At 66.1% G+C, this 22,070-nt stretch carries 25 protein-coding genes; 18 read left to right on the top strand and 7 right to left on the bottom strand.

Going from position 1 to position 22,070, the window contains the following annotated elements:
• Positions 1 to 10 precede the first annotated feature (10 nt).
• Complete coding sequence (locus ACXJMY_RS17475; protein ID WP_456620574.1) at positions 11 to 1,204, bottom strand: alpha-D-ribose 1-methylphosphonate 5-triphosphate diphosphatase; 1,194 nt, start codon at positions 1,202 to 1,204, stop codon at positions 11 to 13.
• Positions 1,201 to 1,851, bottom strand: coding sequence for a chloramphenicol acetyltransferase (locus ACXJMY_RS17470; RefSeq protein WP_456620573.1), 651 nt, complete (start codon positions 1,849 to 1,851; stop codon positions 1,201 to 1,203). Before ACXJMY_RS17470 ends, ACXJMY_RS17475 begins: the two co-directional genes overlap by 4 nt.
• A gap of 173 nt (positions 1,852 to 2,024) precedes the next feature.
• On the opposite strand from ACXJMY_RS17470, the gene phnC reads away from it, so the two are divergent.
• The 4 genes from phnC to phnE (ACXJMY_RS17450) all read left to right on the top strand — a co-directional run bounded on the left by phnC (position 2,025) and on the right by phnE (ACXJMY_RS17450) (position 5,639).
• Positions 2,025 to 2,834 (top strand): phosphonate ABC transporter ATP-binding protein, encoded by an 810-nt coding sequence (gene phnC / locus ACXJMY_RS17465; protein WP_456620572.1) that lies wholly within the window; start codon positions 2,025 to 2,027, stop codon positions 2,832 to 2,834.
• A gap of 62 nt (positions 2,835 to 2,896) precedes the next feature.
• Positions 2,897 to 3,832: a phosphonate ABC transporter substrate-binding protein gene (phnD, locus tag ACXJMY_RS17460; protein ID WP_456620571.1), complete on the top strand. Its 936-nt coding sequence runs from the start codon at positions 2,897 to 2,899 to the stop codon at positions 3,830 to 3,832.
• Positions 3,833 to 3,909: 77 nt separating this feature from the next.
• Positions 3,910 to 4,794 (top strand): phosphonate ABC transporter, permease protein PhnE, encoded by an 885-nt coding sequence (gene phnE, locus ACXJMY_RS17455; protein ID WP_456620570.1) that lies wholly within the window; start codon positions 3,910 to 3,912, stop codon positions 4,792 to 4,794.
• Positions 4,791 to 5,639: a phosphonate ABC transporter, permease protein PhnE gene (gene phnE / locus ACXJMY_RS17450; protein WP_456620569.1), complete on the top strand. Its 849-nt coding sequence runs from the start codon at positions 4,791 to 4,793 to the stop codon at positions 5,637 to 5,639. The genes phnE (ACXJMY_RS17455) and phnE (ACXJMY_RS17450) overlap by 4 nt, the downstream gene beginning before the upstream one ends.
• A 126-nt stretch (positions 5,640 to 5,765) precedes the next feature.
• Here the strand turns inward: phnE (ACXJMY_RS17450) and phnF are convergent, their stop codons facing one another.
• Positions 5,766 to 6,497 (bottom strand): phosphonate metabolism transcriptional regulator PhnF, encoded by a 732-nt coding sequence (gene phnF / locus ACXJMY_RS17445; RefSeq protein ID WP_456620568.1) that lies wholly within the window; start codon positions 6,495 to 6,497, stop codon positions 5,766 to 5,768.
• A 171-nt stretch (positions 6,498 to 6,668) separates the two neighbouring features.
• On the opposite strand from phnF, the gene phnG reads away from it, so the two are divergent.
• From phnG to ACXJMY_RS17400, 9 genes are read left to right on the top strand one after another with little or no spacing between them, the layout of a single operon-like run.
• Entirely contained in the window at positions 6,669 to 7,082 is a 414-nt protein-coding gene (gene phnG, locus ACXJMY_RS17440; RefSeq protein ID WP_456620631.1) for a phosphonate C-P lyase system protein PhnG, read from the top strand.
• A 4-nt stretch (positions 7,083 to 7,086) separates the two neighbouring features.
• Complete coding sequence (gene phnH / locus ACXJMY_RS17435) at positions 7,087 to 7,695, top strand: phosphonate C-P lyase system protein PhnH (protein WP_456620567.1); 609 nt, start codon at positions 7,087 to 7,089, stop codon at positions 7,693 to 7,695.
• A gap of 4 nt (positions 7,696 to 7,699) precedes the next feature.
• Positions 7,700 to 8,803 carry a carbon-phosphorus lyase complex subunit PhnI gene (locus ACXJMY_RS17430; protein WP_456620566.1) on the top strand — a complete coding sequence of 368 codons (1,104 nt, stop codon included), beginning with the start codon at positions 7,700 to 7,702 and terminating at the stop codon, positions 8,801 to 8,803.
• Positions 8,800 to 9,696 (top strand): alpha-D-ribose 1-methylphosphonate 5-phosphate C-P-lyase PhnJ, encoded by an 897-nt coding sequence (locus ACXJMY_RS17425; protein ID WP_456620565.1) that lies wholly within the window; start codon positions 8,800 to 8,802, stop codon positions 9,694 to 9,696. Before ACXJMY_RS17430 ends, ACXJMY_RS17425 begins: the two co-directional genes overlap by 4 nt.
• Positions 9,689 to 10,486: a phosphonate C-P lyase system protein PhnK gene (phnK, locus tag ACXJMY_RS17420; protein ID WP_456620564.1), complete on the top strand. Its 798-nt coding sequence runs from the start codon at positions 9,689 to 9,691 to the stop codon at positions 10,484 to 10,486. The genes ACXJMY_RS17425 and phnK overlap by 8 nt, the downstream gene beginning before the upstream one ends.
• 8 nt (positions 10,487 to 10,494) lie before the next feature.
• The gene (phnL, locus tag ACXJMY_RS17415; protein ID WP_456620563.1) at positions 10,495 to 11,193 is read left to right on the top strand and encodes a phosphonate C-P lyase system protein PhnL; all 699 of its coding nucleotides are present in this window, start codon (positions 10,495 to 10,497) and stop codon (positions 11,191 to 11,193) included.
• A gap of 14 nt (positions 11,194 to 11,207) precedes the next feature.
• Positions 11,208 to 12,365, top strand: a complete 1,158-nt coding sequence (locus ACXJMY_RS17410; RefSeq protein ID WP_456620562.1) for an alpha-D-ribose 1-methylphosphonate 5-triphosphate diphosphatase — start codon at positions 11,208 to 11,210, stop codon at positions 12,363 to 12,365.
• Positions 12,362 to 12,958: a phosphonate metabolism protein/1,5-bisphosphokinase (PRPP-forming) PhnN gene (gene phnN, locus ACXJMY_RS17405; protein ID WP_456620561.1), complete on the top strand. Its 597-nt coding sequence runs from the start codon at positions 12,362 to 12,364 to the stop codon at positions 12,956 to 12,958. Before ACXJMY_RS17410 ends, phnN begins: the two co-directional genes overlap by 4 nt.
• A gap of 27 nt (positions 12,959 to 12,985) precedes the next feature.
• A complete protein-coding gene (locus ACXJMY_RS17400; RefSeq protein WP_456620560.1) occupies positions 12,986 to 13,597 on the top strand; it encodes a pyridoxamine 5'-phosphate oxidase family protein in 612 nt (203 codons plus the stop codon).
• A 175-nt stretch (positions 13,598 to 13,772) separates the two neighbouring features.
• On the opposite strand, the gene ACXJMY_RS17395 is transcribed toward ACXJMY_RS17400, so the two are convergent.
• The gene (locus ACXJMY_RS17395; protein WP_456620559.1) at positions 13,773 to 14,504 is read right to left on the bottom strand and encodes an SDR family NAD(P)-dependent oxidoreductase; all 732 of its coding nucleotides are present in this window, start codon (positions 14,502 to 14,504) and stop codon (positions 13,773 to 13,775) included.
• A gap of 391 nt (positions 14,505 to 14,895) precedes the next feature.
• Here ACXJMY_RS17395 and ACXJMY_RS17390 point away from each other — a divergent pair, with 391 nt between their 5' ends.
• Together ACXJMY_RS17390 and ACXJMY_RS17385 are read left to right on the top strand one after the other, a co-directional pair.
• The gene (locus ACXJMY_RS17390) at positions 14,896 to 15,117 is read left to right on the top strand and encodes a hypothetical protein (RefSeq protein WP_456620558.1); all 222 of its coding nucleotides are present in this window, start codon (positions 14,896 to 14,898) and stop codon (positions 15,115 to 15,117) included.
• A gap of 21 nt (positions 15,118 to 15,138) precedes the next feature.
• The gene (locus tag ACXJMY_RS17385) at positions 15,139 to 16,092 is read left to right on the top strand and encodes an aliphatic sulfonate ABC transporter substrate-binding protein (RefSeq protein WP_456620557.1); all 954 of its coding nucleotides are present in this window, start codon (positions 15,139 to 15,141) and stop codon (positions 16,090 to 16,092) included.
• Between the two features lie 174 nt (positions 16,093 to 16,266).
• Here ACXJMY_RS17385 and ACXJMY_RS17380 read toward each other — a convergent pair whose 3' ends face one another.
• The 3 genes from ACXJMY_RS17380 to ACXJMY_RS17370 all read right to left on the bottom strand — a co-directional run bounded on the left by ACXJMY_RS17380 (position 16,267) and on the right by ACXJMY_RS17370 (position 19,436).
• Positions 16,267 to 17,049 carry an alpha/beta fold hydrolase gene (locus ACXJMY_RS17380; protein WP_456620556.1) on the bottom strand — a complete coding sequence of 261 codons (783 nt, stop codon included), beginning with the start codon at positions 17,047 to 17,049 and terminating at the stop codon, positions 16,267 to 16,269.
• A gap of 3 nt (positions 17,050 to 17,052) precedes the next feature.
• On the bottom strand, positions 17,053 to 18,348 hold the full coding sequence (locus ACXJMY_RS17375) for an O-acetylhomoserine aminocarboxypropyltransferase (RefSeq protein WP_456620555.1): 1,296 nt from the start codon (positions 18,346 to 18,348) through the stop codon (positions 17,053 to 17,055).
• 287 nt (positions 18,349 to 18,635) lie between these two features.
• The gene (locus ACXJMY_RS17370) at positions 18,636 to 19,436 is read right to left on the bottom strand and encodes an IclR family transcriptional regulator (RefSeq protein ID WP_456620554.1); all 801 of its coding nucleotides are present in this window, start codon (positions 19,434 to 19,436) and stop codon (positions 18,636 to 18,638) included.
• A gap of 130 nt (positions 19,437 to 19,566) precedes the next feature.
• On the opposite strand from ACXJMY_RS17370, the gene ACXJMY_RS17365 reads away from it, so the two are divergent.
• Genes ACXJMY_RS17365 through ACXJMY_RS17355 form a run of 3 tightly spaced genes read left to right on the top strand, consistent with a single transcriptional unit; the run spans position 19,567 to position 22,068 of the window.
• On the top strand, positions 19,567 to 20,532 hold the full coding sequence (locus ACXJMY_RS17365) for a Bug family tripartite tricarboxylate transporter substrate binding protein (protein ID WP_456620553.1): 966 nt from the start codon (positions 19,567 to 19,569) through the stop codon (positions 20,530 to 20,532).
• A gap of 3 nt (positions 20,533 to 20,535) precedes the next feature.
• Entirely contained in the window at positions 20,536 to 21,153 is a 618-nt protein-coding gene (locus ACXJMY_RS17360; protein WP_456620552.1) for a flavin reductase family protein, read from the top strand.
• Between the two features lie 54 nt (positions 21,154 to 21,207).
• Positions 21,208 to 22,068, top strand: a complete 861-nt coding sequence (locus tag ACXJMY_RS17355) for a fumarylacetoacetate hydrolase family protein (RefSeq protein ID WP_456620551.1) — start codon at positions 21,208 to 21,210, stop codon at positions 22,066 to 22,068.
• The last annotated feature ends 2 nt before the right edge of the window (positions 22,069 to 22,070 follow it).

Genomic DNA, 22,070 nt, shown 5'->3' with positions numbered 1-22,070 from the left:
CATAACCGGTTTAGGCCGCGACGACAGCCTCGCGCGGCGTCGCCGCCGCGCTGAGCAGCCGTGTCGCATCGGTCAAGTGCACGAGCTTTCCGGCTGCGATCACCGCGACGAGACGCGGCCGCAGCGGCACGCTGTCGTCGACCAGCAGAATGTCGGCGCGGCGTCCTTGCGCCAGCACGCCGCGATCGGCGAGACCGGTTGCGTGCGCTGGTCCGGCGGAGACCAGATTCCAGGCCTCCGTCAGCGGCAGCACGCCGTCGGCTGCGAGCCGGAACGCGGCGAGCAGCGGCGCGGGATAATAATAGTCCGACGCCAGCACCGAGCAGAGCCCCTTGGCGATCATGTCGGACGCCCTGGTCCAGCCGGTGTGGCTGCCGCCGCGCACCACGTTCGGCGCGCCGTAGACGATGGCATCGCCGGCGGCCGCGGCGTCGCGCGCCGTTTCCTCGTTGATCGGAAATTCGGCGAGCGTCACGCCCATGGCACGAAAGCCCTGCCGCATCGCCGGCGTCGCATCGTCATGCGAGAGCATGCGCACCTCGGCCGCGCGGGCAACCGCGGCGAGCCGGGTGATCGACGCCGGAACGTCGGCGGCGCGCGACACGATATGCGCGACGAGCCCGTCGAAATCCTCGCTCGACAGCCCGGTGCGCTCCACCATGCGGTTGCGCTTGCGCGGATTGGAGATGTCGGCAACGACCCCGTCCATGTGGTCGTTGAAGGCGAACAGGTCGACGCGACCCTCGGTGAGCCACCGGCCGATCTCGTCTTCGGCGTCGAGATTGTAGGTCTCGTGCCGCAGGTGGAAACGGGTATCGGCGGCGAAGTGCGGGCGCTGCCGTTCGATCGCCTCCAGCAGGCGCCGCGCATTGTCGCCGCTGCGCAGGCCCGGCTCCCACGACCAGGTCGTGGCGTGGAACACCGTGGTGATGCCGTTGCCGATGACCTGGCGGTCGGTGTCGGCGAGCGCGACGTCGATCGGAAAATCGACGCCGGCGCGCGGCATCATCTGCCGCTCGAACGCGTCGCCGTGCAGATCGACGATGCCGGGCAGCACCAGCAGGTCGCGCGCGTCGATCGCGACCCGCGCACGGCCGCGGCCGCCACCAAGCTCCGCGATGTCCTGCCCGGAGACGGCGAGCGAGGCTTCAACGATCTTCGAGCCGATCAGGGCCCGGCCACCTTCGAGAAAGATATCTGTCACGCGATCGCGCTTCGTTTGCTGGCAGGGGAGTAAGCCCGTGCTTCGTATGTCGAGAGGAAATCTTCAATCCCGAGCTTGCGGAAATCGGGCAGGGCTTCACGCAATTTGTCGTGATCCCAGTCCCACCAGGCCAGCCGTCCGGCGATCTCTTCCGAGAACCGCCGCCGGACGATCCGCGCCGGATTGCCCGCAACGATGGTGTAGGCCGGCACGTCCTTGGTGACGATGGCGCCGGCCGCGATCACGGCGCCGGTGCCGATGTTGCGGCCCGGCAGCACGATCGCGCCATGGCCGATCCAGACGTCATGGCCGATATGGACGTGATGCTGGCGTCGCCAGTCGAAGAACTCGGTATCGTCGCTCTCGCCCGGGAAGTAGGCGCTGGAGCGATAGGTGAAATGCGCCTGCGTGGCGCGCTGCATCGGATGATTGCCGGGATTGATACGGGTCATCGCCGCGATCGAGCAGAATCTCCCGATGGTCGTGTAGGTGATCTGCGCGTCGTTCACCACATAGGAATAATCGCCCATCGTCACTTCGTGCAGGATCGTGCGCGCGCCAACCTCGGTATAGGTGCCGAGCTTCGTTTCGTGCAGCTTCGCCGAGGGATCGATGGTCGGTTGGACCGAAAGCGCTTTGGCGACCATGTTGCATCCGAAAGTTTGGGGACGGCGTTCCTCTTCGAGTGGCTTGATGACAATGTCATGACGCCGCGATGACAGGGGATGAGGTGTGTAGGATCGCCGCACCGCAGCGCGCGTGTCACACAAGTGTCAAGCGCCGGCGTTAGCGGTGGGTCCCAGCTACTCTGGAGCCCTGCATGCTGGTGGTTGAAGGTCTGACGTGCCGCTTCGGCGCAAAAGCCGCGGTGGACGACGCTTCGTTTCAAATCTCCCCCGGCGGTTTCGTCGGTGTGATCGGGCGCTCCGGCGCCGGCAAGTCGACCATGCTGCGCATGATCAATCGCCTCGCGACGCCGACGCAGGGCCGCATCCTGTTCGACGGCCTCGACGTCACCGCGCTGCGCGGCAAGGAATTGCGGCAGTGGCGCGCCCGCTCGGCGATGATCTTTCAGCAATTCAACCTGGTCGGCCGGCTCGACGTGCTGACCAACGTCCTGATGGGCCGTCTCGCGACCATGCCGGCCTGGCGCTCGCTGACGCAGACCTGGCCCGAGCACGACAAGGCGCTGGCGATGTCCGCGCTGGAGCAGTTCGATATCGCCTCGCTCGCGGCCCAGCGCGCCGACCAGCTCTCCGGCGGCCAGCAGCAGCGCGTTGCCATCGCCCGCGCCCTGGTCCAGCAGCCCGACATCATCCTCGCCGACGAGCCGATCGCCTCGCTCGATCCGCGCAACACCAAGATCGTGATGGATGCGCTGCTGCGCATCAACAAGCACTTCGGCATCACCGTGCTCTGCAACCTGCATTCGCTCGATCTGGCGCGCAGCTATTGCGACCGCCTGATCGGCATGGCGCAGGGCCGCGTGGTGTTCGACGGCGCGCCGGCTGCGCTGACCGATCACGTTGCGCGCGAGCTTTACGACCTCGAAGCCGCCGACGTCATGGGCGGTACGCCTGCAGCGGCGCCCGAGGCCATTCCGGCGCTTGGAACGGCGGCCGCCGCCTGAGCGGCGCCGCACCTGTAGTTGCCATTTTTGCGTCAACCGACCCAACCTATGAAGAGGGTATCATGATCACTCGCAGATTAGTCCTTGCCGGCGCCGCCGCGCTCGCGTTCACCGCTTCCGCCTCCGCAGACGACTGGAAAGCCAAATATCCTGAGCTGACCTTCGCGGTCGTCCCGGCCGAGAACGCCTCGGGCGTCACCGAACGCTGGGCGCCGTTCATGAGCTATCTCTCCAAGGAACTGGGCGTGAAGGTCACGCTGCGCATTGCCAACGACTACGCCGCGGTCATCGAAGGCCAGCGTGCTGGCAACATTCATATCGCGAGCTACGGCTCGGCTTCGTTCGCCCGCGCCCGCCTGACCGGCGTCAAGACCGACGCTTTCGCCAACGACATCAACGCCGACGGCTCGACCGGCTACTATTCGGTGTTCTTCGTCAAGGCGAGCAGTGCCTACAAGAAGGTCGACGACCTCAAGGGCAAGAACCTTGGCCTCGTCGATCCGAACTCGACGTCGGGCAACAACGTGCCGCGCTTCGAGCTCGACAAGATGGGCATCCCGGATGCCGACACCTATTTCAGCAAGGTCGTCTTCACCGGCAGTCACGAGAACGCGATGCTGGCGCTGGCGCAGGGCACGGTCGACGTCGCCGCCAACCAGTGGACCACCGACGACGATTCGACGCTGGCGCAGATGCTGACCAAGGGCATGCTGAAGAATGCCGACGGCTCGGCGATGAAGAAGGACGACTTCCGCATCATCCACAAGTCGGCGCCGATCATCAACGGCCCCTATGCCTACAACTCCGACCTGCCGGATGACGCCAAGGCGGCCATCGCCAAGGCCTTCTTCGACGCGCCGGCGAAGGACAAGGCGGCGTTCGATCGCCTCCAGGACGGCCAGAAGAAGGGTTTTAATCACGCCACCACCAAGGACTGGGATGGCACGATCGAGCTGATCAAGTTCGTCGATGCATTGCGCAAGAAGAAGGCGTCCTGAGCTTTTGGGACGAGCTACTCGAGCCGGGTCCCTGGACCCGGCTCTTTCTCTTTTGATCGACCACCTGCCTTGACCCCATGACCGTCGCGGTTTCGATTCTCCCCGAGCAGCAGCTGGCTGCGCTGAACGCCGCCTATGGCCAGGCGGTCGCGCGCAGGCGGCTCCGTCTTCTGCTCGGAGCTGTGGTGTTCGCCGCCGCGCTGCTTCTCGCCGCAGTCGGCGCGGAAGTGAATCTGCGCACGCTCTTCAACCATTTCGGCAATTTCCTCAGCTATTTCGACCGCATCTTCACGCTCGACAGCGGCCAGCGGGTCTGGACCGATGTCGGCGAGTGGCTGTGGGGCTGGCGCAAATGGCTGAAGATGCTGGGCGAGACGCTGCTGATCTCCTATGTCGGCACGCTGATCGGCGCGACCTTCGCCTTCGCCCTGAATTTTTTCGCGGCCGAGAATACCTCGCCGTCGTCCTGGCTGCGCTTCGTGGTGCGCCGCCTGCTCGAGTTCGCCCGCACCGTCCCCGGCATCGTCTTTGCGCTGATCTTCGTCATCGCCTTCGGGCTCGGGCCGATGGCCGGTGTGCTCGCGATCGCCATCCACTCCACCGGCGCGCTCGGAAAGCTGTTCTCGGAGATCGTCGAGAATGCCGACATGAAGCCGGTCGAGGGCATCCGCTCGACCGGGGCGAGCTGGCTGTCCTGCATGCGTTTCGCGGTCGTGCCGCAGGTGACGGCGGGCTACGCCAGCTACGCGCTGCTGCGCTTCGAGATCAACGTCCGCGAGGCCTCGGTGATGGGTTTCGTCGGTGCCGGCGGCATCGGCCAGGAGCTCGTCGTCGCCATCCGCAAGTTCTATTACTCCGACGTCAGCGCGATCCTGCTCACCATCATCATCACCGTCTTCGTCATCGACATCAGCACCGGCTGGCTGCGTGGCCGCCTGTTCGGCAAGGAGGCGCGGACGTGACGAAGCCGCAGGAACTCGATACCGCGCAGCTTCGCGCGCGCTATCCCGATGTGTTCGAGCGGCCGGCCTCGGCGCGGCTCGCGACGCCGGCGATGATCGTCGCGGCGTTCGCGATCCTGGTGTATGGCCTGGTCGACCTCGACTTCTCGCCGTCGCGCTTCTTTGCCGGCCTCAGCCAGCTCGGCTGGATCAGCCTGATGATGATCCCGCCGGATCCCGGCTCGTCGCTGCCGATCTATCTGAAGGCGCTCGGCGAGACGCTGTCGATCGCGCTGCTCGGCACCACGCTCGCCGCTCTGTTCGCGCTTCCGGTCAGCCTGTTTGCCGCGCGCAACATCATACCCTCGCCGATCCTGCGTTTTCCCGTGCGGCGGTTCCTGGATTCGATCCGTGGCGTCGATACGCTGATCTGGGCGCTCGTCTGGATCAACGTCGTGGGGCTCGGCCCCTTCGCCGGCGTGCTTGCGATTGCGGTATCGGATTTCGGCGCCTTCGGAAAACTGTTCTCGGAGGCGATCGAAGGCGCCGACCAGAAGCAGGTCGAGGGCATCCGCGCCTCCGGCGGCAGCCCGCTGCACGAGATCCGCTTCGGCCTGTTGCCGCAGGTACTGCCCGTCATCGCCGGCCAGGTGCTCTACTTCATTGAATCGAACACCCGCTCGGCCACCATCATCGGCATCGTCGGCGCCGGCGGCATCGGCCTCCAGCTCGCCGAGCAGATCCGCGTGCTGGAATGGCAAAAGGTGTCGTTCCTGATCCTGATGATCCTGGTCGCGGTCGCCGCGATCGATTTCATCTCGGGCAAGCTGCGGTTTGCGATCATTGGCCGGCGGGCTGTCGCCTGATCACCGATCTCGTAGGGTGGGCAAAGCGAAGCGTGCCCACCACTGCTGTTTAGATATCGCGGCGAGATGGTGGGCACGGCGCAAGTGCGCCTTTGCCCACCCTACGAGCCCTGCGTGGTCGCTCGCTCAGCCGTTCTCCACCAGAAACTCCACGCGCTCCGCGGCGAAGCGCGAGTGCTTGGTCACCAGCGGCTTGCCGTCCAGGTCGAGATCGGTCGCGTCGACCACCAGGATCGGCCGTCCCAGCGGCAGATCGAGCCGCGCGGCGTCGGTCGCATCGACGATGCCGGCGGTGATCCGGGTTGCGCCGCGGCGGTAGTCGCGGATGCCATAATGCTCCAGCATCTTCGTCATCGAGCGCGTCGCGGCGAATACAGTTCCTGCGCTTGGAAACAGTTCCGCTGACAGCCAGGTGGTGGAGACACAGATCGGGGTGCGGTCGGCGAGACGGATTGCCTCGATCCGCACCAGCGGTGCACCGATCTTCAGGCCGAGCTCTCGCGCCAGCTCGCGGGTCGCGACGTCGTCGGAGGCCTCGATCAACTGGCCGCGCGGTTCGCGGCCGCCGGCGCCGACGATCTCGGAGAAACGCGTGCGCGAGCGCAGCGGATAGGCGAGGCGCTGTGCCTCGACATAGGTTCCGCTGCCGCGCTCGGCCCGCACCAGGCCGCGCTCCGCAAGGGCAGCGAGTGCGCGCCGCACGGTGTGGCGGTTCACGCGATAGGTTTCCGCGATCTCCACCTCGCCAGGCAGCTTGTCGCCGGCGGCAAAGCGGCCGTCGGCGATGCCGCGCTCGATGCCGTCGGCGACCAGGCGCCACAGCGCGACGCCTGAAGAGGCGGTGTCCTGCATGCTCATATCGCTGGTCAGCCTAGCCCAGAAATCACACGTTTGTCACGAAACAGTCATGGCGCTTCCGTATCAAGTTGTCTATTATCATAGACAACTTGAATTCGGCAAGTTCTGTAGAAAAGTTCGGTGAAAGCGGTGACCCAGAACAACAACCAGCAAGCGCAGCGCAAGGCCGCGATGGCCGTGCTGGCGCATGCGGAGGCGGGCGAGATCGCCGCTCGCCTCCGCACTCTCGCTCTGCCCGGCCATCAGGATCTGCGCGCGCCGGAAAACGGCCTCGTCATGCTGCGCGGCAGGGTCGGCGGCGACGGCGCGCCGTTCAATCTGGGCGAGGCGACGGTGTCGCGCGCCGCCGTGCGGCTTGCGAGCGGCGAGGTCGGCTTCGGCTACACGCTCGGGCGCGACGGCGAGAAGGCGCGGCTGATCGCGCTGTGCGACGCGCTGGCGCAGTCGCGGGATTTCGGCGGGCTGGTGGAGCGCGACGTTATCGCGCCGTTGCGCGAGCAGCTTATGCTGCGCCGGAACCAGGCGGCGGCCGAGACCGCCGCGACGAAGGTTGATTTCTACACCATGGTGCGCGGTGAGGGTTGAGGCCATGACCACGATTGCGGAACTGCCGCCCGGATTCGTCGACAAGGTGCTGTCGGCGCAATCGACCTTTCGCTCGGTCATGGACGCGATGGCGCGGCCGGGCTCGGTCCAGCGCATCGTCCCGATGGCGGGAACCCCTGATACGATGATGCGCGGCACGGCCGCGATCGCGCTGACGCTGTTCGATCACGATACGCCGCTCTGGCTCGACGCGCGGATGTCGGAAAACACCGACGTGGTGAAGTGGCTGAAATTCCACACCGGCGCGCCGGTCATCCAGGACTCCTCGATCGCGAGCTTCGCGCTGATCAGCGACGGCGCCGCGCTGCCGGCGTTCGAGCGCTTCGCGCTCGGCACTAGCGAATATCCGGACCGTTCGACCACGGTGATCATTCAGGTCGAGAGCCTGGACGCAGGCCGCAGCTTCGAGCTGCGCGGCCCCGGCATCGACGGCGTCGCGACGCTCCAGGCCTCGATCAAGCCTTTCGACCTGTTCGAGCGTCTGCGCATCAACGAGGCGCTGTTTCCGCGCGGCATCGATCTGGTGCTGGTCGCGGATGACGCCGTGGTCGCGATCCCCCGCACCACGCGCGTCGTGAGCAAGGGAAGCTAGCCACATGTATGTCGCAGTCAAAGGCGGCGAACGCGCCATCGAGAACGCTCATCGCCTGCTGGCGCATGCGCGGCGCGGCGATCAAAGCGTTCCGGAAGTCTCGCTCGACCAGATTTCGGAGCAGCTTGGCCTCGCGGTCGATCGTGTCATGAGCGAGGGCTCGCTCTATGATCGCGAGCTCGCGGCGCTCGCGATCAAGCAGGCGCGCGGCGACCTGATCGAGGCGATCTTCCTGGTTCGCGCCTTCCGCGCCACGCTGCCGCGCTTCGGCGCGAGCGAGCCGGTCGACACCGGCGCGATGCGGGTGCGGCGGCGGGTGTCCTCGACCTTCAAGGACATTCCCGGCGGCCAGATCCTCGGGCCGACCTTCGACTATACCCATCGCCTGCTAGATCCGACGCTCGCCGAAGGCTTTGTGCCCGAGCAGCCGGCTACGGCAGAGGCTTCGACAGCGCCGACGCCGCGCGTGACCGACATTCTGGGGCGTGACGGACTGATCGAATCCTCGCCGCAAGCCGAGGACGGCGCCAGCGTCGGCGATCTCACCCGCGAGCCGCTGAATTTCCCGGCCGACCGCGACCTGCGCCTGCAGAATCTCGCGCGCGGTGACGAAGGGTTCTTGCTGGCGATGGGCTACTCCACCCAGCGCGGCTACGGCCGCAACCACCCTTTCGCCGGCGAGATTCGCTTCGGCGAGGTCGAGGTCGAATTCTTTGCGGAGGACGCAGGCTTCGCCGTGCCGCTCGGCGCGATCGAGCTCACCGAGTGCCAGATGGTCAACCAGTTCAAGGGGTCTGCGACGGAAGCGCCGTGCTTCACCCGGGGCTATGGCCTTGCCTTCGGCCAGAGCGAGCGCAAGACCATGTCGATGGCGCTGGTGGACCGTGCGCTGCGCGCCCGCGAATTGGGCGAGGAGGCCGTCGCGCCGGCGCAGGACGAGGAATTCGTGATGTCGCATTCCGACAATGTGCAGGCGACCGGCTTCGTCGAGCATCTGAAGCTGCCGCATTATGTCGACTTCCAGTCCGAGCTCGGCCTGTTGCGCAAGCTGCGTCAGGAGTTTGCCGAGGCCAATGCGCCCGATGCCATGAAGGAGGCCGCGGAATGAACGCGCCCGCCTACAACTTCGCCTATCTCGACGAACAGACCAAGCGGATGATCCGCCGCGCGATCCTCAAGGCGATCGCGATTCCCGGCTATCAGGTGCCGTTCGCCAGCCGCGAAATGCCGATGCCCTATGGCTGGGGCACCGGCGGCGTGCAGGTCACCGCCGCGATCCTGGGGCCTGAGGACGTGCTGAAGGTGATCGACCAGGGGTCCGACGACACCACCAACGCGATCTCGATCCGGAAATTCTTCGCCAAGACCGCCGGCGTCGCCACGACGACGGCGACGGAACAGGCAACCGTGATCCAGACCCGTCACCGCATCCCGGAGACGGCGCTGAGCGACAACCAGGTGCTGGTCTACCAGGTGCCGATCCCGGAGCCGCTGCGTTTCCTCGAGCCGCGCGAGACCGAGACGCGGCGCATGCACGCGCTCGCCGAATACGGCCTGATGCATGTCAAGCTCTACGAGGACATCGCCCGCTTCGGCCATATCGCGACGGCCTACGCCTATCCGGTGAAGGTCAACGCGCGCTATGTGATGGATCCGTCGCCGACGCCGAAATTCGACAATCCCAAGATGGACAATTGCCCGGCGCTGCAGCTGTTCGGCGCCGGCCGCGAGAAGCGCATCTATGCGATCCCGCCCTACACGCAGGTGGTGTCGCTCGATTTCGAGGATCATCCGTTCGAGCCCTATCGCTTCAACGCGCCGTGCGCGCTGTGCGGCACCGAGAATTCCTATCTCGACGAGATCGTCACCGACGACAAGGGCAGTCGCATGTTCGTCTGCTCGGACACCGACTATTGCGAGGGACGTCAGGCCGCCGGTCATCATGGCAGCCTGAGTGCTGCGCCGTACAAGGAGAAGGCGCAGGAGAAGTCAAATGGCTGATCGAGACATGCTCGAGACCGATGAGCCGCTGCTGGTCGCAAAATTCCTCAGCAAATCCTATGGCCGCATCGCGGCGTGCCGCGACGTGTCGTTCTCGCTTTTTCCCGGCGAGGTGCTGGCGATTGTCGGCGAATCCGGTTCGGGCAAGTCGACGCTGCTCCAGCTGCTGTCGGGCCAGCTCGCGGCCAGCGGCGGGCATGTGTCGTATCGGATGCGCGACGGCGTCACCCGCGATCTCGCCACGCTTGGCGAGGCCGAGCGGCGCTTCCTGTTCCGCACCGATTGGGGCTTTGTGCACCAGGATCCTGCGCAGGGCCTGCGCATGGCGGTCTCGGCCGGCGCCAATGTCGGCGAGCGGCTGATGGCGGTGGGCTGGAACCACTACGGCCGCATTCGCGACACCGCGTCCGACTGGCTCACCCGTGTCGAGATCGACGTCGCGCGGATCGACGATGCGCCGCGCACCTATTCCGGCGGCATGCGCCAGCGCCTCCAGATCGCGCGCAACCTCGTCACCGAACCGCGGCTGGTGTTCATGGACGAGCCGACCGGCGGTCTCGACGTCTCCGTGCAGGCGCGCCTGCTCGATCTCTTGCGCAACCTCGTTTCCGAATTGCATCTCGCCGTGGTCATCGTTACGCATGATCTCGCGGTCGCGCGGCTGCTGTCGCATCGCGTGATGGTGATGAAGGGCGGCCGCGTCATCGAGACCGGGCTCACCGACCAGGTGCTCGACGATCCCCGCGAGCCCTACACCCAGCTCCTCGTTTCCTCGATTTTGCCGCCATGAGTTTTCCGATGACCGCCATGATCGAAATCGCCGACGCGAAAAAGACCTTTACGATGCACCTGCAAGGCGGCATCGAGCTGCCTGTCGTCAGCGGCGTGACCTTCCACGTCGACCCGGGCGAATGCGTCGTGCTGTCCGGTCCGTCCGGCGCCGGCAAGTCGTCGATCCTGAAGATGATCTTCGGCAACTATCGCTGCGACTCCGGCCGCATCGGCATCCGCCATCGCGGCGCGCTGATCGATCTTGCCACCGCCGAGCCGCGGCAGGTGCTCAATGTCCGCCGCGCGACCATCGGCTATGTCAGCCAGTTTCTGCGCGCGGTGCCGCGGGTTGCGACCATCGACGTCGTGGCCGAGCCCCTGATCGCCGGCGGCATGAGCCGGGCCGACGCGCAGGCGCGCGCGGGCGGCCTGCTGCATCGCCTCAACATCCCCGAGCGGCTGTGGCAGCTTCCGCCTGCGACCTTTTCCGGCGGCGAGCAGCAGCGCGTCAACATCGCGCGCGGCTTCATCCCGGACCTGCCGATCCTGCTGCTCGACGAGCCGACCGCTTCGCTCGACGCCGCCAATCGCGCTGTGGTGGTCGAGCTGATCGGCGAGAAGAAACGCCAGGGCGTCGCCATGGTCGCGATCGTCCATGACGACGAGATCCGCCATCTGATCGCCGACCGCATCGTCGACGTCGCCAGCTTTGCCGCCGCGGCCTGAAGGAAGACAAGGACATGTACGCCAAGCCGAAGGACATTGTGATCGCCAACGCCAGGATCGTTCTGGCCGACCGGGTGATCGAGCAGGGCTGGCTCGCGCTTGCGGATGGACGCATTGCCGAGATCGGCGAGGGCAAAGCCCCCGCGGGCGCCGAGGATGCCGGCGGCGATCTGATCATGCCTGGCCTGATCGAACTCCATACCGATCATCTCGAAGCGCATTACGTGCCGCGGCCGAAAGTTTTCTGGAACCCGGTCGCCGCCGTCGTGTCCTACGACGGCCAGCTCGCGACCTCGGGCATCACCACGGTGTTCGACTCGCTCCGGGTCTGGCGCGAGGACGGCGCCGAGGAAGTCGACGGCCGCGCCGGCACGTTGGCCGCCGCGATCACGACCGCGCGGGACGCCGATCTGCTGCGCGCCGATCACTTTCTGCACCTGCGCTGCGAAATCCCGATGCCGAGCGTGGTCGAGGAGGCCAGGGAGCTGGTCGGCCGTCCCGACGTGCGGCTGATGTCGCTGATGGACCACACGCCCGGTCAGCGCCAGTTCCGCGACGAGGGCAAGCTGCGCGACTATTACCGCGGCAAGAATGGTGGCAAGACCGACGCCGAGCTCGACGAGCTGTTCGCACGGCGTTTCGAATACCAGAAGGCCTATGCCGCGACCAACATGCGCGAGATCGTCGCGCTCGCGCATGGGTACAAGATCCCGCTCGCGAGCCATGACGACACCACCGAGGAAAACGTTGCGGACGCCGTGCGTGACGGCGTCGCGGTGGCGGAGTTTCCGACCACGATCGAGGCTGCGCGCGGCCTGCATCAGGCCGGCATCGATATCCTGATGGGTGCGCCGAACGTGGTGCGCGGCGGCTCGCACTCCGGCAACATCGCCGCGGTCGATCTCGCGCGCGAAGGCCTGCTCGACATCCTGTCGTCCGACTACATCCCGTCGAGCCTCCTGATGGGCGCGCTGCAATTGCCCGAGCATGTGCCGACGATCGATCTGCCCTCGGCGGTCCGCACCGTGACCAAGGCCCCGGCCGACGCGGTGGGGCTCTCCGACCGCGGTGAGGTCGCGGTCGGCAAGCGTGCCGATCTGATCCGCGTGCACGTCGCGGGCAGCGTTCCCGTCGTTCGCAGCGTCTGGCGCGAAGGAGGCCGTGTCGCATGAGCGAGACCGCGACCATGGCGCCCGGGCAGGCGGGCGCGATCGGGCCCGGGCGGCTCGTGCTCGTGGTCGGTCCGAGCGGCGCCGGCAAGGATACGCTGCTGCGGCTCGCGCAGGCGGCTTGCGTCGACGATCACGACATCGTCTTCCCGCGCCGTGTCGTGACGCGCGAGTCCTCCGCCGACGAGGACAACATTGCAATGAGTCCCGCCGAATTCCACCGCGGACGCGATCACGGCGATTTCGCCGTGCACTGGGAGGCGCATGGGCATTCCTACGCGCTGCCGCTCGAAATCAACGACGACATCCAGGCCGGGCGTGCGGTCGTCGCCAACGTCTCGCGCACCGTGATTGCCGCGCTGCGCCAGGCTTATGCCGACGTCGTCGTGGTCGCGATCACCGCGCCGCCGGACGTGCTGGCCCAGCGGCTCGCCGCGCGCGCCCGGCACAGCGACGGTAATATCGTGGAGCGCCTGTCGCGCAGCGTCGATGACGCAGCATCGCAGGCGGATGTCACCATTCTCAACGCCGGCAGCGCGGAGTACCACAGCCGCCAGCTCGTGCGCGTGATCAGGAACGAAGGCTGGCACGAGTAACGGCCGGCGCAACCAGGAGAGAGTGGAATGACGGTGATCGAAACGGTCGAACAGCTTGAAGCCATCTACGGCGCCACCAATGACGCCTCGACCGTGAAAGTCGCCGACCACGTCACGCCCCTCTACCGTATCTTCATCGAGAAGGCGCCGTTTGCGGCGCTCGCGACCATAGGGCCGGAGGGCATCGACTGCTCGCCGCGCGGCGATCTGCCCGGCTTCGTCCGCATTCACGATCCCAAGACGCTGATGCTGCCGGATCGCCGCGGCAACAACCGGGTCGATTCCCTGCGCAACATCGTGCGCGATCCGCGGGTGTCGCTGATGTTCCTGATCCCCGGCTCTGGCAACGCGGTCCGTGCCAACGGCCGCGCCCATCTCTCGATCGATCCCGAACTGCTGGCGTCCTTCAAGGTCGAAGGCAAGGCGCCGCGCAGCGTCATGGTGATGACGGTCGATGAGATCTACTTCCAATGCGCCCGCGCCATCGTCCGCTCCGATCTCTGGAATCCCGACAAGCGGGTCGATCCCAAGACGCTGCCGACGCCGGGGCAGATCCTCGCCGAGATGAGCGAGAACAAGGTGGGTGGTGCGGAATATGATCGCATCTGGCCGGAGCGGGCTGCTGCGACGATGTGGTGAGTGTCCCCGCTCTCTCGTCTCCCTCTCCCCGTTCTTACGGGGAGAGGGTTGGGGTGAGGGGCTGCTTCCGCAAACACGGTGACAGATGGACTCGCGGAGAGTCCGCCTCACCCGGATCCGCGCTGCGCGCGCATTCCGGCCTGTCCCCGCACGCGGGGAGAGGCGAAGGGTCCCATCAATTAAACGCCATCCCGCCGCTCAGCGCGATCGCCTGTCCGGTCATGTAGGCATTGTCGACCAGCAGCATCACGGCCTTCGCCACTTCCTCCGCGGTGCCGAAGCGGCCGAGTGGGATGCGGCTGACGAGTTGCTTCTGCCCGCTCATCATGTCGGTCTCGATCAGCGACGGCGCCACCGCGTTGACGGTGATGCCGTCCTTGACCAGCCGCGCCGCATAGCCGCGCGTGAGGCCCTCCATGCCGGCCTTGGATGCGTTGTAGTGCGGCCCGATCGCGCCGGCGCCGCGCGCGGCACCGGAGGAGATGTTGACGATGCGGCCCCATTTTCGCGCGCGCATCCCAGGCAGCACCGCCTGCGTGCACAGGAAGACGGATTTCAGGTTGACCAGGATGGTGCGGTCGAAATCGTCTTCGGTGAGATCGTCGACGCCGCGTGTGATGGCGATGCCGGCATTGTTGACGAGGATGTCGATGGGCCCGAGCCCGGCCGCGACGCGCTCGACCATCGCGGTCACGGCCTCGCGCTGCGACACGTCGGCGGCAACGGCCATCGCGCGGCCGCCGCGCTTGCCGATCTCGTCCGCCAGTTGCTCGGCCTGCCCGATCCGCTCGCGGCAGTTGATCGCCACCGCGGCGCCGGCTTCAGCCAGCGCGCGGCAGACCGCAGCGCCAATCCCGCGCGAGCCGCCGGTGACGAGCGCGGTGCGCCCCTTCAGATCATCCGCCATGTCCAGGCCTCCCTGTCATTTGTTCCATGTTGACCGGACAGTACCACGGCCAGCCCTGAGCTTGCGTTGAACTCATCGCGAGATGAATTCGTTTGCCGCTGCGTCCACCCGAAGAAGCGCCCATGCGCGCTCGCGGCAAATATGGATAGCCATTTCATTGACCAGTCGCGTTATTCGCTCGATATTCGAGGCATCGAAACTGCTCCTCGAGCCGAAGCCGCGATATGAGAACCGATCACCAGCGTCGTCCGGGCGACATGCATGAATGCATGACGCGGCGCTGTTTCTCGGCGGCCACCGGCGCCTGTTGTTGTTGCTGACCGCGCTGTAGCAGCACCTCACTCCGAAAATCCCAGACAGGAACGCCGAGAAATCCGGCGAGCGAGCAGTCATGTCCCAATCCCAGTCAAACGCCTACATCATCGAAATCCACGACCGCGCCGCCGGCATCATCACGCGCGATGAGCGCGGCTTCCGCTTCTTCTCCTCCGAGCGGCTGTTCGACAGCCTCGAAGGGCGACAGTTCCGCTCCGCGCGCGAAGCCGAGCGGGCCGCGCGCGCGGTGTTCTCCGAGCGGAGCCGGCGCACGAATTTGCAACTCTTCGCCAACTGACCCCACCGAAAGGACCGCGATATGATTACTCGACGACACATTCTCGCAACGACGCTCCTGCTTGCGACAGCCCTGGCTGCACCCGCGCACGCCGAGGACAAGCCGGCGGAAATCCGCATCGGCACGCAGAAGGGCGGCTTCTTCCCGGCGGTGCGCCAGCGTCAGACGCTGGAGGACGCTTTCAAGCCGCTCGGCATCGAGATCAAGTGGGTCGACTTCCAGTTCGGCCCGCCGTTGTTGGAGGCCATCAATGTCGGCAGCGTCGATTTCGGCTATGTCGGCGATTCCCCGCCGATCTTCGCGCAGGCCGGCGGCGCAAGAATCCGCTATGTTGCGGCGGTGAAGTCGGACGGCAATACCCAGGCCATCGTCGTGCCGAAGGACTCGCCGATCAAGACGCTGGCCGATCTCAAGGGCAAGCGCATCGCGTTCGGCAAGGGATCGAGCGCGCATAATCTTCTGGTCGCAGCTCTGGAGAAGGCAGGCCTGTCCTGGGCCGACATCACGCCGGCACCGCTCGCGCCGGCCGATGCGACGGCGGCCTTCGTGAAAGGCTCGGTTGATGCCTGGTCGATCTGGGATCCGTATCTGGCGCTCGCCGAACTGAAGGAGAACGCGCGCGTCATCGCCTTCGACAAGGACGTGCACAAGCCGAATGCGTTCTATATCGCCGGAACGGACTTCGTGGAGAAATATCCCGCGCTGGTCGCAAAGCTCAACACGGCCTTTGCGTCGGAAGGCGTGTGGGCGGATTCACATCACGAGGAGGTCGCGAAGGCGCAAGCCGAGGCGACCGGCGTCGACATCGAGGCAATCCGCCGCTTCGTCAACCGCTCCAACTATCGCGTGGTGCCGCTCGATGCGGAGGTGATCAAGAGCCAGCAGGCGGTTGCCGACCGTTTTGCAAAGCTCGGCCTGATTCCGAAGCCGGTCAACGTCTCAGACATCGTCTGGAAGTGGACGCCGGGCTCTTGAGCTGAGCACGAACAATTTGTCGTCGTCATGCCCGGGCTTGTCCCGGGCATCCACGTTTCTTCCTTCCACGCGGCTAGACGTGGATGGCCGGGACATAGGCGAGCGGAGCGACGCCGTCCTTCGGACGGCTATGCCCGGCCATGACGCCGTGCAGGCACTCCTCTATCCAAGCCTTCAGCCCGTTAGTGCGGCCAAAAGTTCATCCGGGCGCTCCGCCATGATCATGTGGCCGGCGCCCGCCACCACGACCGTCTTTGCATGCGGGATTGCGGCGGCGAGCGCCTTGCCCGCCTTTGCCGGCGTCATCATGTCCCGTTCGCCGAGGACGAGCGTCGTCGGCACCTTCACGCTCGCGGCGGCGGTGAGCGCATTCGCGTAAGCATTGCATGCGGACAAATCCCTGAACAGCACGCCCGGCTCGCAACTCTTGAGCACGGCCTGCGCACCGCCATGCATCCACAGTCCCGGCGCGAGGCTGCCGCCGAGCTCGGCGTTGAAGCCGAGGCCCCAGATCGACACCATGTCGTTGGCATCCTGCGAGTTGGCTTCGGCGGCCTTCAGCAGATCCGGGCCGACCGTCATGGTCGCGGCGGTGCCGATCAGGCTCAGTGCCGAGACTTTTTCGGGGTGACGCGCCGCCGTCTCCAGCGAGATCAGCGATCCCATGGAGTGGCCAATCAGATGCGCTTTCGCAGCTCCTGCCGCATCGAGCAGCGCCGCAGTCCAATCCGCCATCTCGGCGATGCTTGCGAGCGAAGGCCCGGCCGAGCGGCCGTGGCCGGGCATATCAGGCGCCAGCACGGCAAAGCCGTGATGGGCGAACCAGCGCGTGTGCAGCGCCCAGGTCGAATGGTCGAAGCCGGCGCCATGGATGAAGACCACCGCGGGCAGGGACTTGTCGAATTCGCGGCCGCCGGTTGCGACAAACACCTCGGTGCCGTTGACGGAGAGCTTCATGGCTTAAACCTTTTGCGAGATGCGCAGCGCCTGGGCGAGATCGTCGATGATGTCGGAGGCGGTTTCGATCCCGACCGACAGCCGCACCAGCTCCTCACCGACGCCGGCGGCCTTGAGCTGCGCGGCGTCCATCTGCTGATGCGTGGTCGAAGCCGGGTGGATCACCAGCGTCTTGGCGTCGCCGACATTGGCGAGATGGCTGATCATGCGCAGCGCTTCGATGAACTTGCGCCCGGCGGGCCGCCCGCCCTTGATGCCGAACGAGACGATCGAGCCGGCGCCGCGCGGCAAGAGCTGCTTGGCAAGCTGGTAGTCCGTGTGGTCTTCAAGCGAGGGATGCAGCACCCAGTCCACCGCCTTGTTGGACTTCAGCGCTTCCAACACCAGATGCGTGTTCTGCATATGCCGGTCCATGCGGACGCCGAGCGTCTCGACGCCCTGAAGCAGCTGGAACGCGTTGGTCGGCGACAGGCAGGCGCCGAAATCGCGCAGGCCCTCGGTGCGCGCGCGCATGATGAAGGCCGCCGTGCCGAACTGCTCGTCGAAGACGATGCCGTGATAGCCGCCATAGGGCTCGGTCAGCACGCCGAACTTGCCGGAGCCGCGCCAGTCGAAACGGCCGCCGTCGACGATGGCGCCGCCGATCGCGATGCCGTGGCCGCCGATCCACTTTGTCGCCGAATGCATCACGATGTCGGCGCCGAGCTCGATGGGACGGCTGAGATAGGGCGTCGCAAAGGTGTTGTCGATCAGCAGCGGGATTTTTGCGTCATGCGCGATCTGAGCGACCTTCGGAATGTCCAGTACCTCCAGCCCGGGATTGCCGATGGTTTCGCCGATCACCAGCTTGGTGTTTGGCTTGATCGCCGCACGGAACGCGTCGTGGTCGCGCGGCTTGACGAAGGTGGTGGTGATGCCGAAGCGCGGCAGCGTGTGTGCCAGCAGGTTGATGGTGCCGCCATAGAGCGAGCTCGACGCCACGATGTGGTCGCCGGCGTTGAGCAGCGTCGCGATGGCGAGATGCATCGCCGCCTGGCCGCTGGCGGTGCAGATCGCGCCGACGCCGCCCTCCAGCGCCGCGAGCCGCTCCTCCAGCACGCCGGTGGTCGGGTTGGAGATGCGCGTATAGATGTGGCCGGCGCGCTCCAGGTTGAACAGCGCGGCGGCGTGATCGGAATCCTGAAACACGTAGGACGTGGTCTGGTAGATCGGCACCGCGCGGGCCCCGGTCGCGGGATCCGGATGCTGGCCGGCATGCAGGCTCAGGGTCTCGAAGGCAGGCGGTTTTGGCGCGGGCATGCGTGGCCTCGTTGGTCGGTCGGCGATGGCGGCCGTTGTGCCACAAAACGATGCACCACGTCAGCCCATTGACAGCGCCGCGTGACGGCTCGCAGCGCCAGAATGTGATGCGAACYGTTGCCGCAGTGGCAGTGCGCTCCCTCGCCCCGCTTGCGGGGAGAGGGTTGGGGTGAGGGGGGACTCTCCGCGGGGACGGTGAGAGTTGGACTCGCGGAGACTCCCCCTCACCCGGAATTCAAGCTGCGCTTGAATTCCGGCCTCTCCCCGCACGCGGGGAGAGGCGAAGCCTAGCCGCGGATGGCCTGCTCGATGATCCGCGCCTCCCGCAGCAGGATCTCTACCACCTCCTGCTCGCGGCGCGGGCCGAGCCTCGTCCGCACGGCGGAGACGGTCATCGCGGCGGCCGGTCGTCCGTCCGGGGTCTTGATCCAGGTCGAGATCGATTTCGTGCCCTGCACCAGGCCGATCTCTCTCATATTATATCCTCGCCGTCGCGCCGCGCTGATCCCGCTCAGCACAGTCGCGACGTCGGTCCGGTAGGCCTCGAACCGCTTCTCGTTGGCTGCGACGATTTTTCGCGCGTCCTGCGCCGGCATCGCAGCAAGGATCGCGACGCCTGCGCTGCTGACGCCGAGCGGGCGGCGCGCGCCGACCTCGATCGACAGCACCTGGATCGGGTACGAGCCGATCCTGCGGTCCACGCACAGCGTGTCGTTGCCGGTCCGCACCGTCAGGAACAGCGTGTCGCCGACCTCTGCGGATGCGCGTCGCAGCGAGGGCGCCGCGGCGACGAGCAGCGGCGAGGGCTGGGGACGCGCGAGCGCCAGCTCCGGCACCTGGTTGCCGATGGCGTAGCGGCCACTCCTGCCGTGCCGTTCGACGATGCCTTCCTCGATCAGCACGTGAACGATCCGATGCACGGTCGGACGGGTGAGGCCGGTCGCCCGAACGACCTCGGCCAGCGGCACGCCGTCTTCGCGCCCTGCGGCAAGAATGCGCAGCACCGCGAGCGCGCGCCGGATCGCCTGCGCGCCCTGTCGCGGTTCCGTGCTGCCGCGCGTGGACCTTGCGGAAATCGTCTTGTCCATAATATGGACAAGAACGCCACAATTCGCTCGACAGGTAAAGCGCTCATCTGGAGATTGCGCTCCGGTCGAGATGCCATGTGCGACGTCAGGGCAATCGATGTGAATTTGGAAGCGCCGCCGGGAGGTTAACATGAGATTAATCTGGATTGCCATAGCTGCAGCAGCTGCGATGCTGGCGGGACCCGCAGCGGGCCAGCAATGGCCGACGCGCAACGTCAAGCTGATCGTGCCCTATCCGGCCGGCGGCAACGTCGACAGCGCGGCGCGCATCATCGCCGACAAGCTCCAGGAAAAGCTCGGCCAGCCCTTCATCATCGAGAACAAGGCCGGTGCCGGCGGCATGATCGCGGGCGAGGCCTTCGCGAAATCGGCGCCCGACGGCTACACGCTGTTCGTCGGCGCCAACGGCCCGGTGCTGTTCGCAACCGAGATCAACAAGCGCGACGCCTATAGCTGGAAGAAGGATTTTCTGCCGATCTCGACCATCTCGATGACGCCGCTGGTGCTCGAGGTCCATCCGTCGGTCCAGGCCAATAATTTCAAGGAGTTCATCGATCTCGCCAAGCGCGATCCCGGCAAGCTGACCATGGCCTCGCCCGGCCCCGGCACCACCAACCATCTGCTCAGCGAGCTGATGCAGTCCAGCCTTGAGCTGCAATGGGTCACCGCGCATTACCGCGGCAATGCGCCGGCCATCAACGACCTGCTCGGCGGTCAGGTGCAGTTCGCGTTCGACCAGCTGTCGGTCAGCCTGCAACACATCAAGGCCGGCCTGTTCCGGGCGCTGGCGGTCACCAGCCCGCATCGCCTGAAGTCGCTGCCGGACGTGCCGACCTTCGCCGAGCTCGGCTACAAGGATTTCGACGGCCAGACCTTCACCGGCCTGTTCGCGCCCGCCGGTACGCCGGCGCCGATCGTCGAGAAGCTGCATGAGACGCTGACCGCGATCCTGAAAGATCCCGGCGTCATCGACAAGTTCGACAAGCTCGGTGCGGAATCCGTGGCGATGACGCCGGTCGAGTTCAGGGCCTATCTCGAGCGCGAGGACGCCAAGTGGATTCCGGTCGTGCGCAAGGCCAACATCAAGGCGGACTGATCGATGCGGATCGATCCCACCGAGCTCGGCGCCGAGCGCATCTACCGGCTGATGACCGGCATCGTGGTGCCGCGCCCCATTGCCTGGGTGACGAGCCTGTCGCGGAGCGGGGTACTCAACCTCGCGCCCTTCAGCGCCTTCACCTTCGTCTCGCAGAAGCCGCCGATGCTCGCCATCAGCGTCGGCCGCAAGGGCGCCGATTACAAGGACACCGCGCACAACATCCTCGATACCGAGGAATACGTCATCCACATCGCCGATACCCCGCTGATGTCTGCGGTGCACGACAGCTCCGTCGAGCATCCGCCTGAAATCAGCGAGGTCGCGGAGCTCGGCCTGGAGACGATCGCGAGCGAGCGCATCAGGGTGCCGCGGCTTAGCGTTGCACCCGTCGCGATGGAATGCCGCTTCCGGCAGTGCCTCGAATTCGGCGACGCCCGCAGCCGGCTCATCGTCGGCGAGGTCGTGATGTTCCACATTCGCGACGGCCTCGTGAACGACGGCAAGGTCGAGACTGCGGCGCTCGACCCGATCGCCCGCATCGGCGGGCCGCGCTACGCCCGTCTTGGCGAGATCGTGACGCTGAATACCGTCTTTCAGACTCCGAAATCGAAGGACTGAGCGTGCAGCCAATCGCGCCGATCTTTGCCTGAAGACCTATTGGAGAGAACGACCATGCGACTTGTAAGCTATCTCCTGGACGGCGAGCCACGCTATGGCGCGGCGGTTGATGGCGGTGTCGTCGATCTGACGAAGCGGATCGGCCGCGACTTCTCCGACGTCAAGGCGCTGATCGCGGCCAATGCGCTGGCGGATGCGCAGGAGGCGGCGGCCGGGCAGAAGCCCGATCATGCGCTCGCGGATCTCGTGCTGCTGCCGCCGGTGCTGGCGCCGGAAAAGCTGTGGTGCATCGGCGTCAACTACGCTGAGCGCAACGCGGAATACAAGGACAGCTCCGACCTGCCCAAATATCCGAGCCTGTTCGTGCGCAGCCCCTCGTCGATGACCGGCTCGGGGCAGCCGATCGAGAAGCCGAAGGTGTCGGAGCAGCTCGATTATGAGGGCGAGCTCGTCATCGTGATCGGCCGCGGCGGCCGGCACATATCGCGCGAAAAGGCCTGGTCGCACATCTTCGGCATGACGCTGTGCAACGAGGGCACGATCCGCGACTGGCTGCGCCACGGCAAGTTCAACGTCACGCAGGGCAAGAACTTCGACCGCTCCGGCAGCATCGGGCCGTGGATCGTCACGGCGGACGAGCTCGATCCGCGCGGGCCCCATGACATTATCACCCGCGTCAACGGCGAGGTGCGGCAGCAGGACACGACCGAGCGGCTGATGTTCCCGTTCGATGTCCTGATCTCCTATCTCTCCACCTTCGCCACGCTGAAGCCGGGCGACATGATCGTGACCGGCACGCCGACCGGGGCGGGCGCCCGCTTCGACCCGCCGCGCTGGCTCAAGGTCGGCGACGTCGTCGAGGTCGAATCCAGCCGCATCGGCGTGCTGCGCAACGTCGTCGCCGCGGAGCAATAGAT

It is taken from the genome of Bradyrhizobium sp. P5_C12 (assembly GCF_054049735.1).
Note: the sequence above shows the minus strand (reverse complement) of the source record. Positions and strands in the feature narration are given on the sequence as shown.

Coding starts and splice junctions, on each gene's coding strand:
- ACXJMY_RS17470 (WP_456620573.1), bottom strand. CDS start 1,851: ATGGTCGCCAAAGCGCTTTCGGTCCAACCGACCATCGATCCCTCGGCG.
- phnC (WP_456620572.1), top strand. CDS start 2,025: ATGCTGGTGGTTGAAGGTCTGACGTGCCGCTTCGGCGCAAAAGCCGCG.
- phnD (WP_456620571.1), top strand. CDS start 2,897: ATGATCACTCGCAGATTAGTCCTTGCCGGCGCCGCCGCGCTCGCGTTC.
- phnE (WP_456620570.1), top strand. CDS start 3,910: ATGACCGTCGCGGTTTCGATTCTCCCCGAGCAGCAGCTGGCTGCGCTG.
- phnF (WP_456620568.1), bottom strand. CDS start 6,497: ATGAGCATGCAGGACACCGCCTCTTCAGGCGTCGCGCTGTGGCGCCTG.
- phnG (WP_456620631.1), top strand. CDS start 6,669: ATGGCCGTGCTGGCGCATGCGGAGGCGGGCGAGATCGCCGCTCGCCTC.
- phnH (WP_456620567.1), top strand. CDS start 7,087: ATGACCACGATTGCGGAACTGCCGCCCGGATTCGTCGACAAGGTGCTG.
- ACXJMY_RS17430 (WP_456620566.1), top strand. CDS start 7,700: ATGTATGTCGCAGTCAAAGGCGGCGAACGCGCCATCGAGAACGCTCAT.
- ACXJMY_RS17425 (WP_456620565.1), top strand. CDS start 8,800: ATGAACGCGCCCGCCTACAACTTCGCCTATCTCGACGAACAGACCAAG.
- phnK (WP_456620564.1), top strand. CDS start 9,689: ATGGCTGATCGAGACATGCTCGAGACCGATGAGCCGCTGCTGGTCGCA.
- phnL (WP_456620563.1), top strand. CDS start 10,495: ATGACCGCCATGATCGAAATCGCCGACGCGAAAAAGACCTTTACGATG.
- ACXJMY_RS17410 (WP_456620562.1), top strand. CDS start 11,208: ATGTACGCCAAGCCGAAGGACATTGTGATCGCCAACGCCAGGATCGTT.
- phnN (WP_456620561.1), top strand. CDS start 12,362: ATGAGCGAGACCGCGACCATGGCGCCCGGGCAGGCGGGCGCGATCGGG.
- ACXJMY_RS17400 (WP_456620560.1), top strand. CDS start 12,986: ATGACGGTGATCGAAACGGTCGAACAGCTTGAAGCCATCTACGGCGCC.
- ACXJMY_RS17395 (WP_456620559.1), bottom strand. CDS start 14,504: ATGGCGGATGATCTGAAGGGGCGCACCGCGCTCGTCACCGGCGGCTCG.
- ACXJMY_RS17390 (WP_456620558.1), top strand. CDS start 14,896: ATGTCCCAATCCCAGTCAAACGCCTACATCATCGAAATCCACGACCGC.
- ACXJMY_RS17385 (WP_456620557.1), top strand. CDS start 15,139: ATGATTACTCGACGACACATTCTCGCAACGACGCTCCTGCTTGCGACA.
- ACXJMY_RS17380 (WP_456620556.1), bottom strand. CDS start 17,049: ATGAAGCTCTCCGTCAACGGCACCGAGGTGTTTGTCGCAACCGGCGGC.
- ACXJMY_RS17375 (WP_456620555.1), bottom strand. CDS start 18,348: ATGCCCGCGCCAAAACCGCCTGCCTTCGAGACCCTGAGCCTGCATGCC.
- ACXJMY_RS17370 (WP_456620554.1), bottom strand. CDS start 19,436: ATGGACAAGACGATTTCCGCAAGGTCCACGCGCGGCAGCACGGAACCG.
- ACXJMY_RS17365 (WP_456620553.1), top strand. CDS start 19,567: ATGAGATTAATCTGGATTGCCATAGCTGCAGCAGCTGCGATGCTGGCG.
- ACXJMY_RS17360 (WP_456620552.1), top strand. CDS start 20,536: ATGCGGATCGATCCCACCGAGCTCGGCGCCGAGCGCATCTACCGGCTG.
- ACXJMY_RS17355 (WP_456620551.1), top strand. CDS start 21,208: ATGCGACTTGTAAGCTATCTCCTGGACGGCGAGCCACGCTATGGCGCG.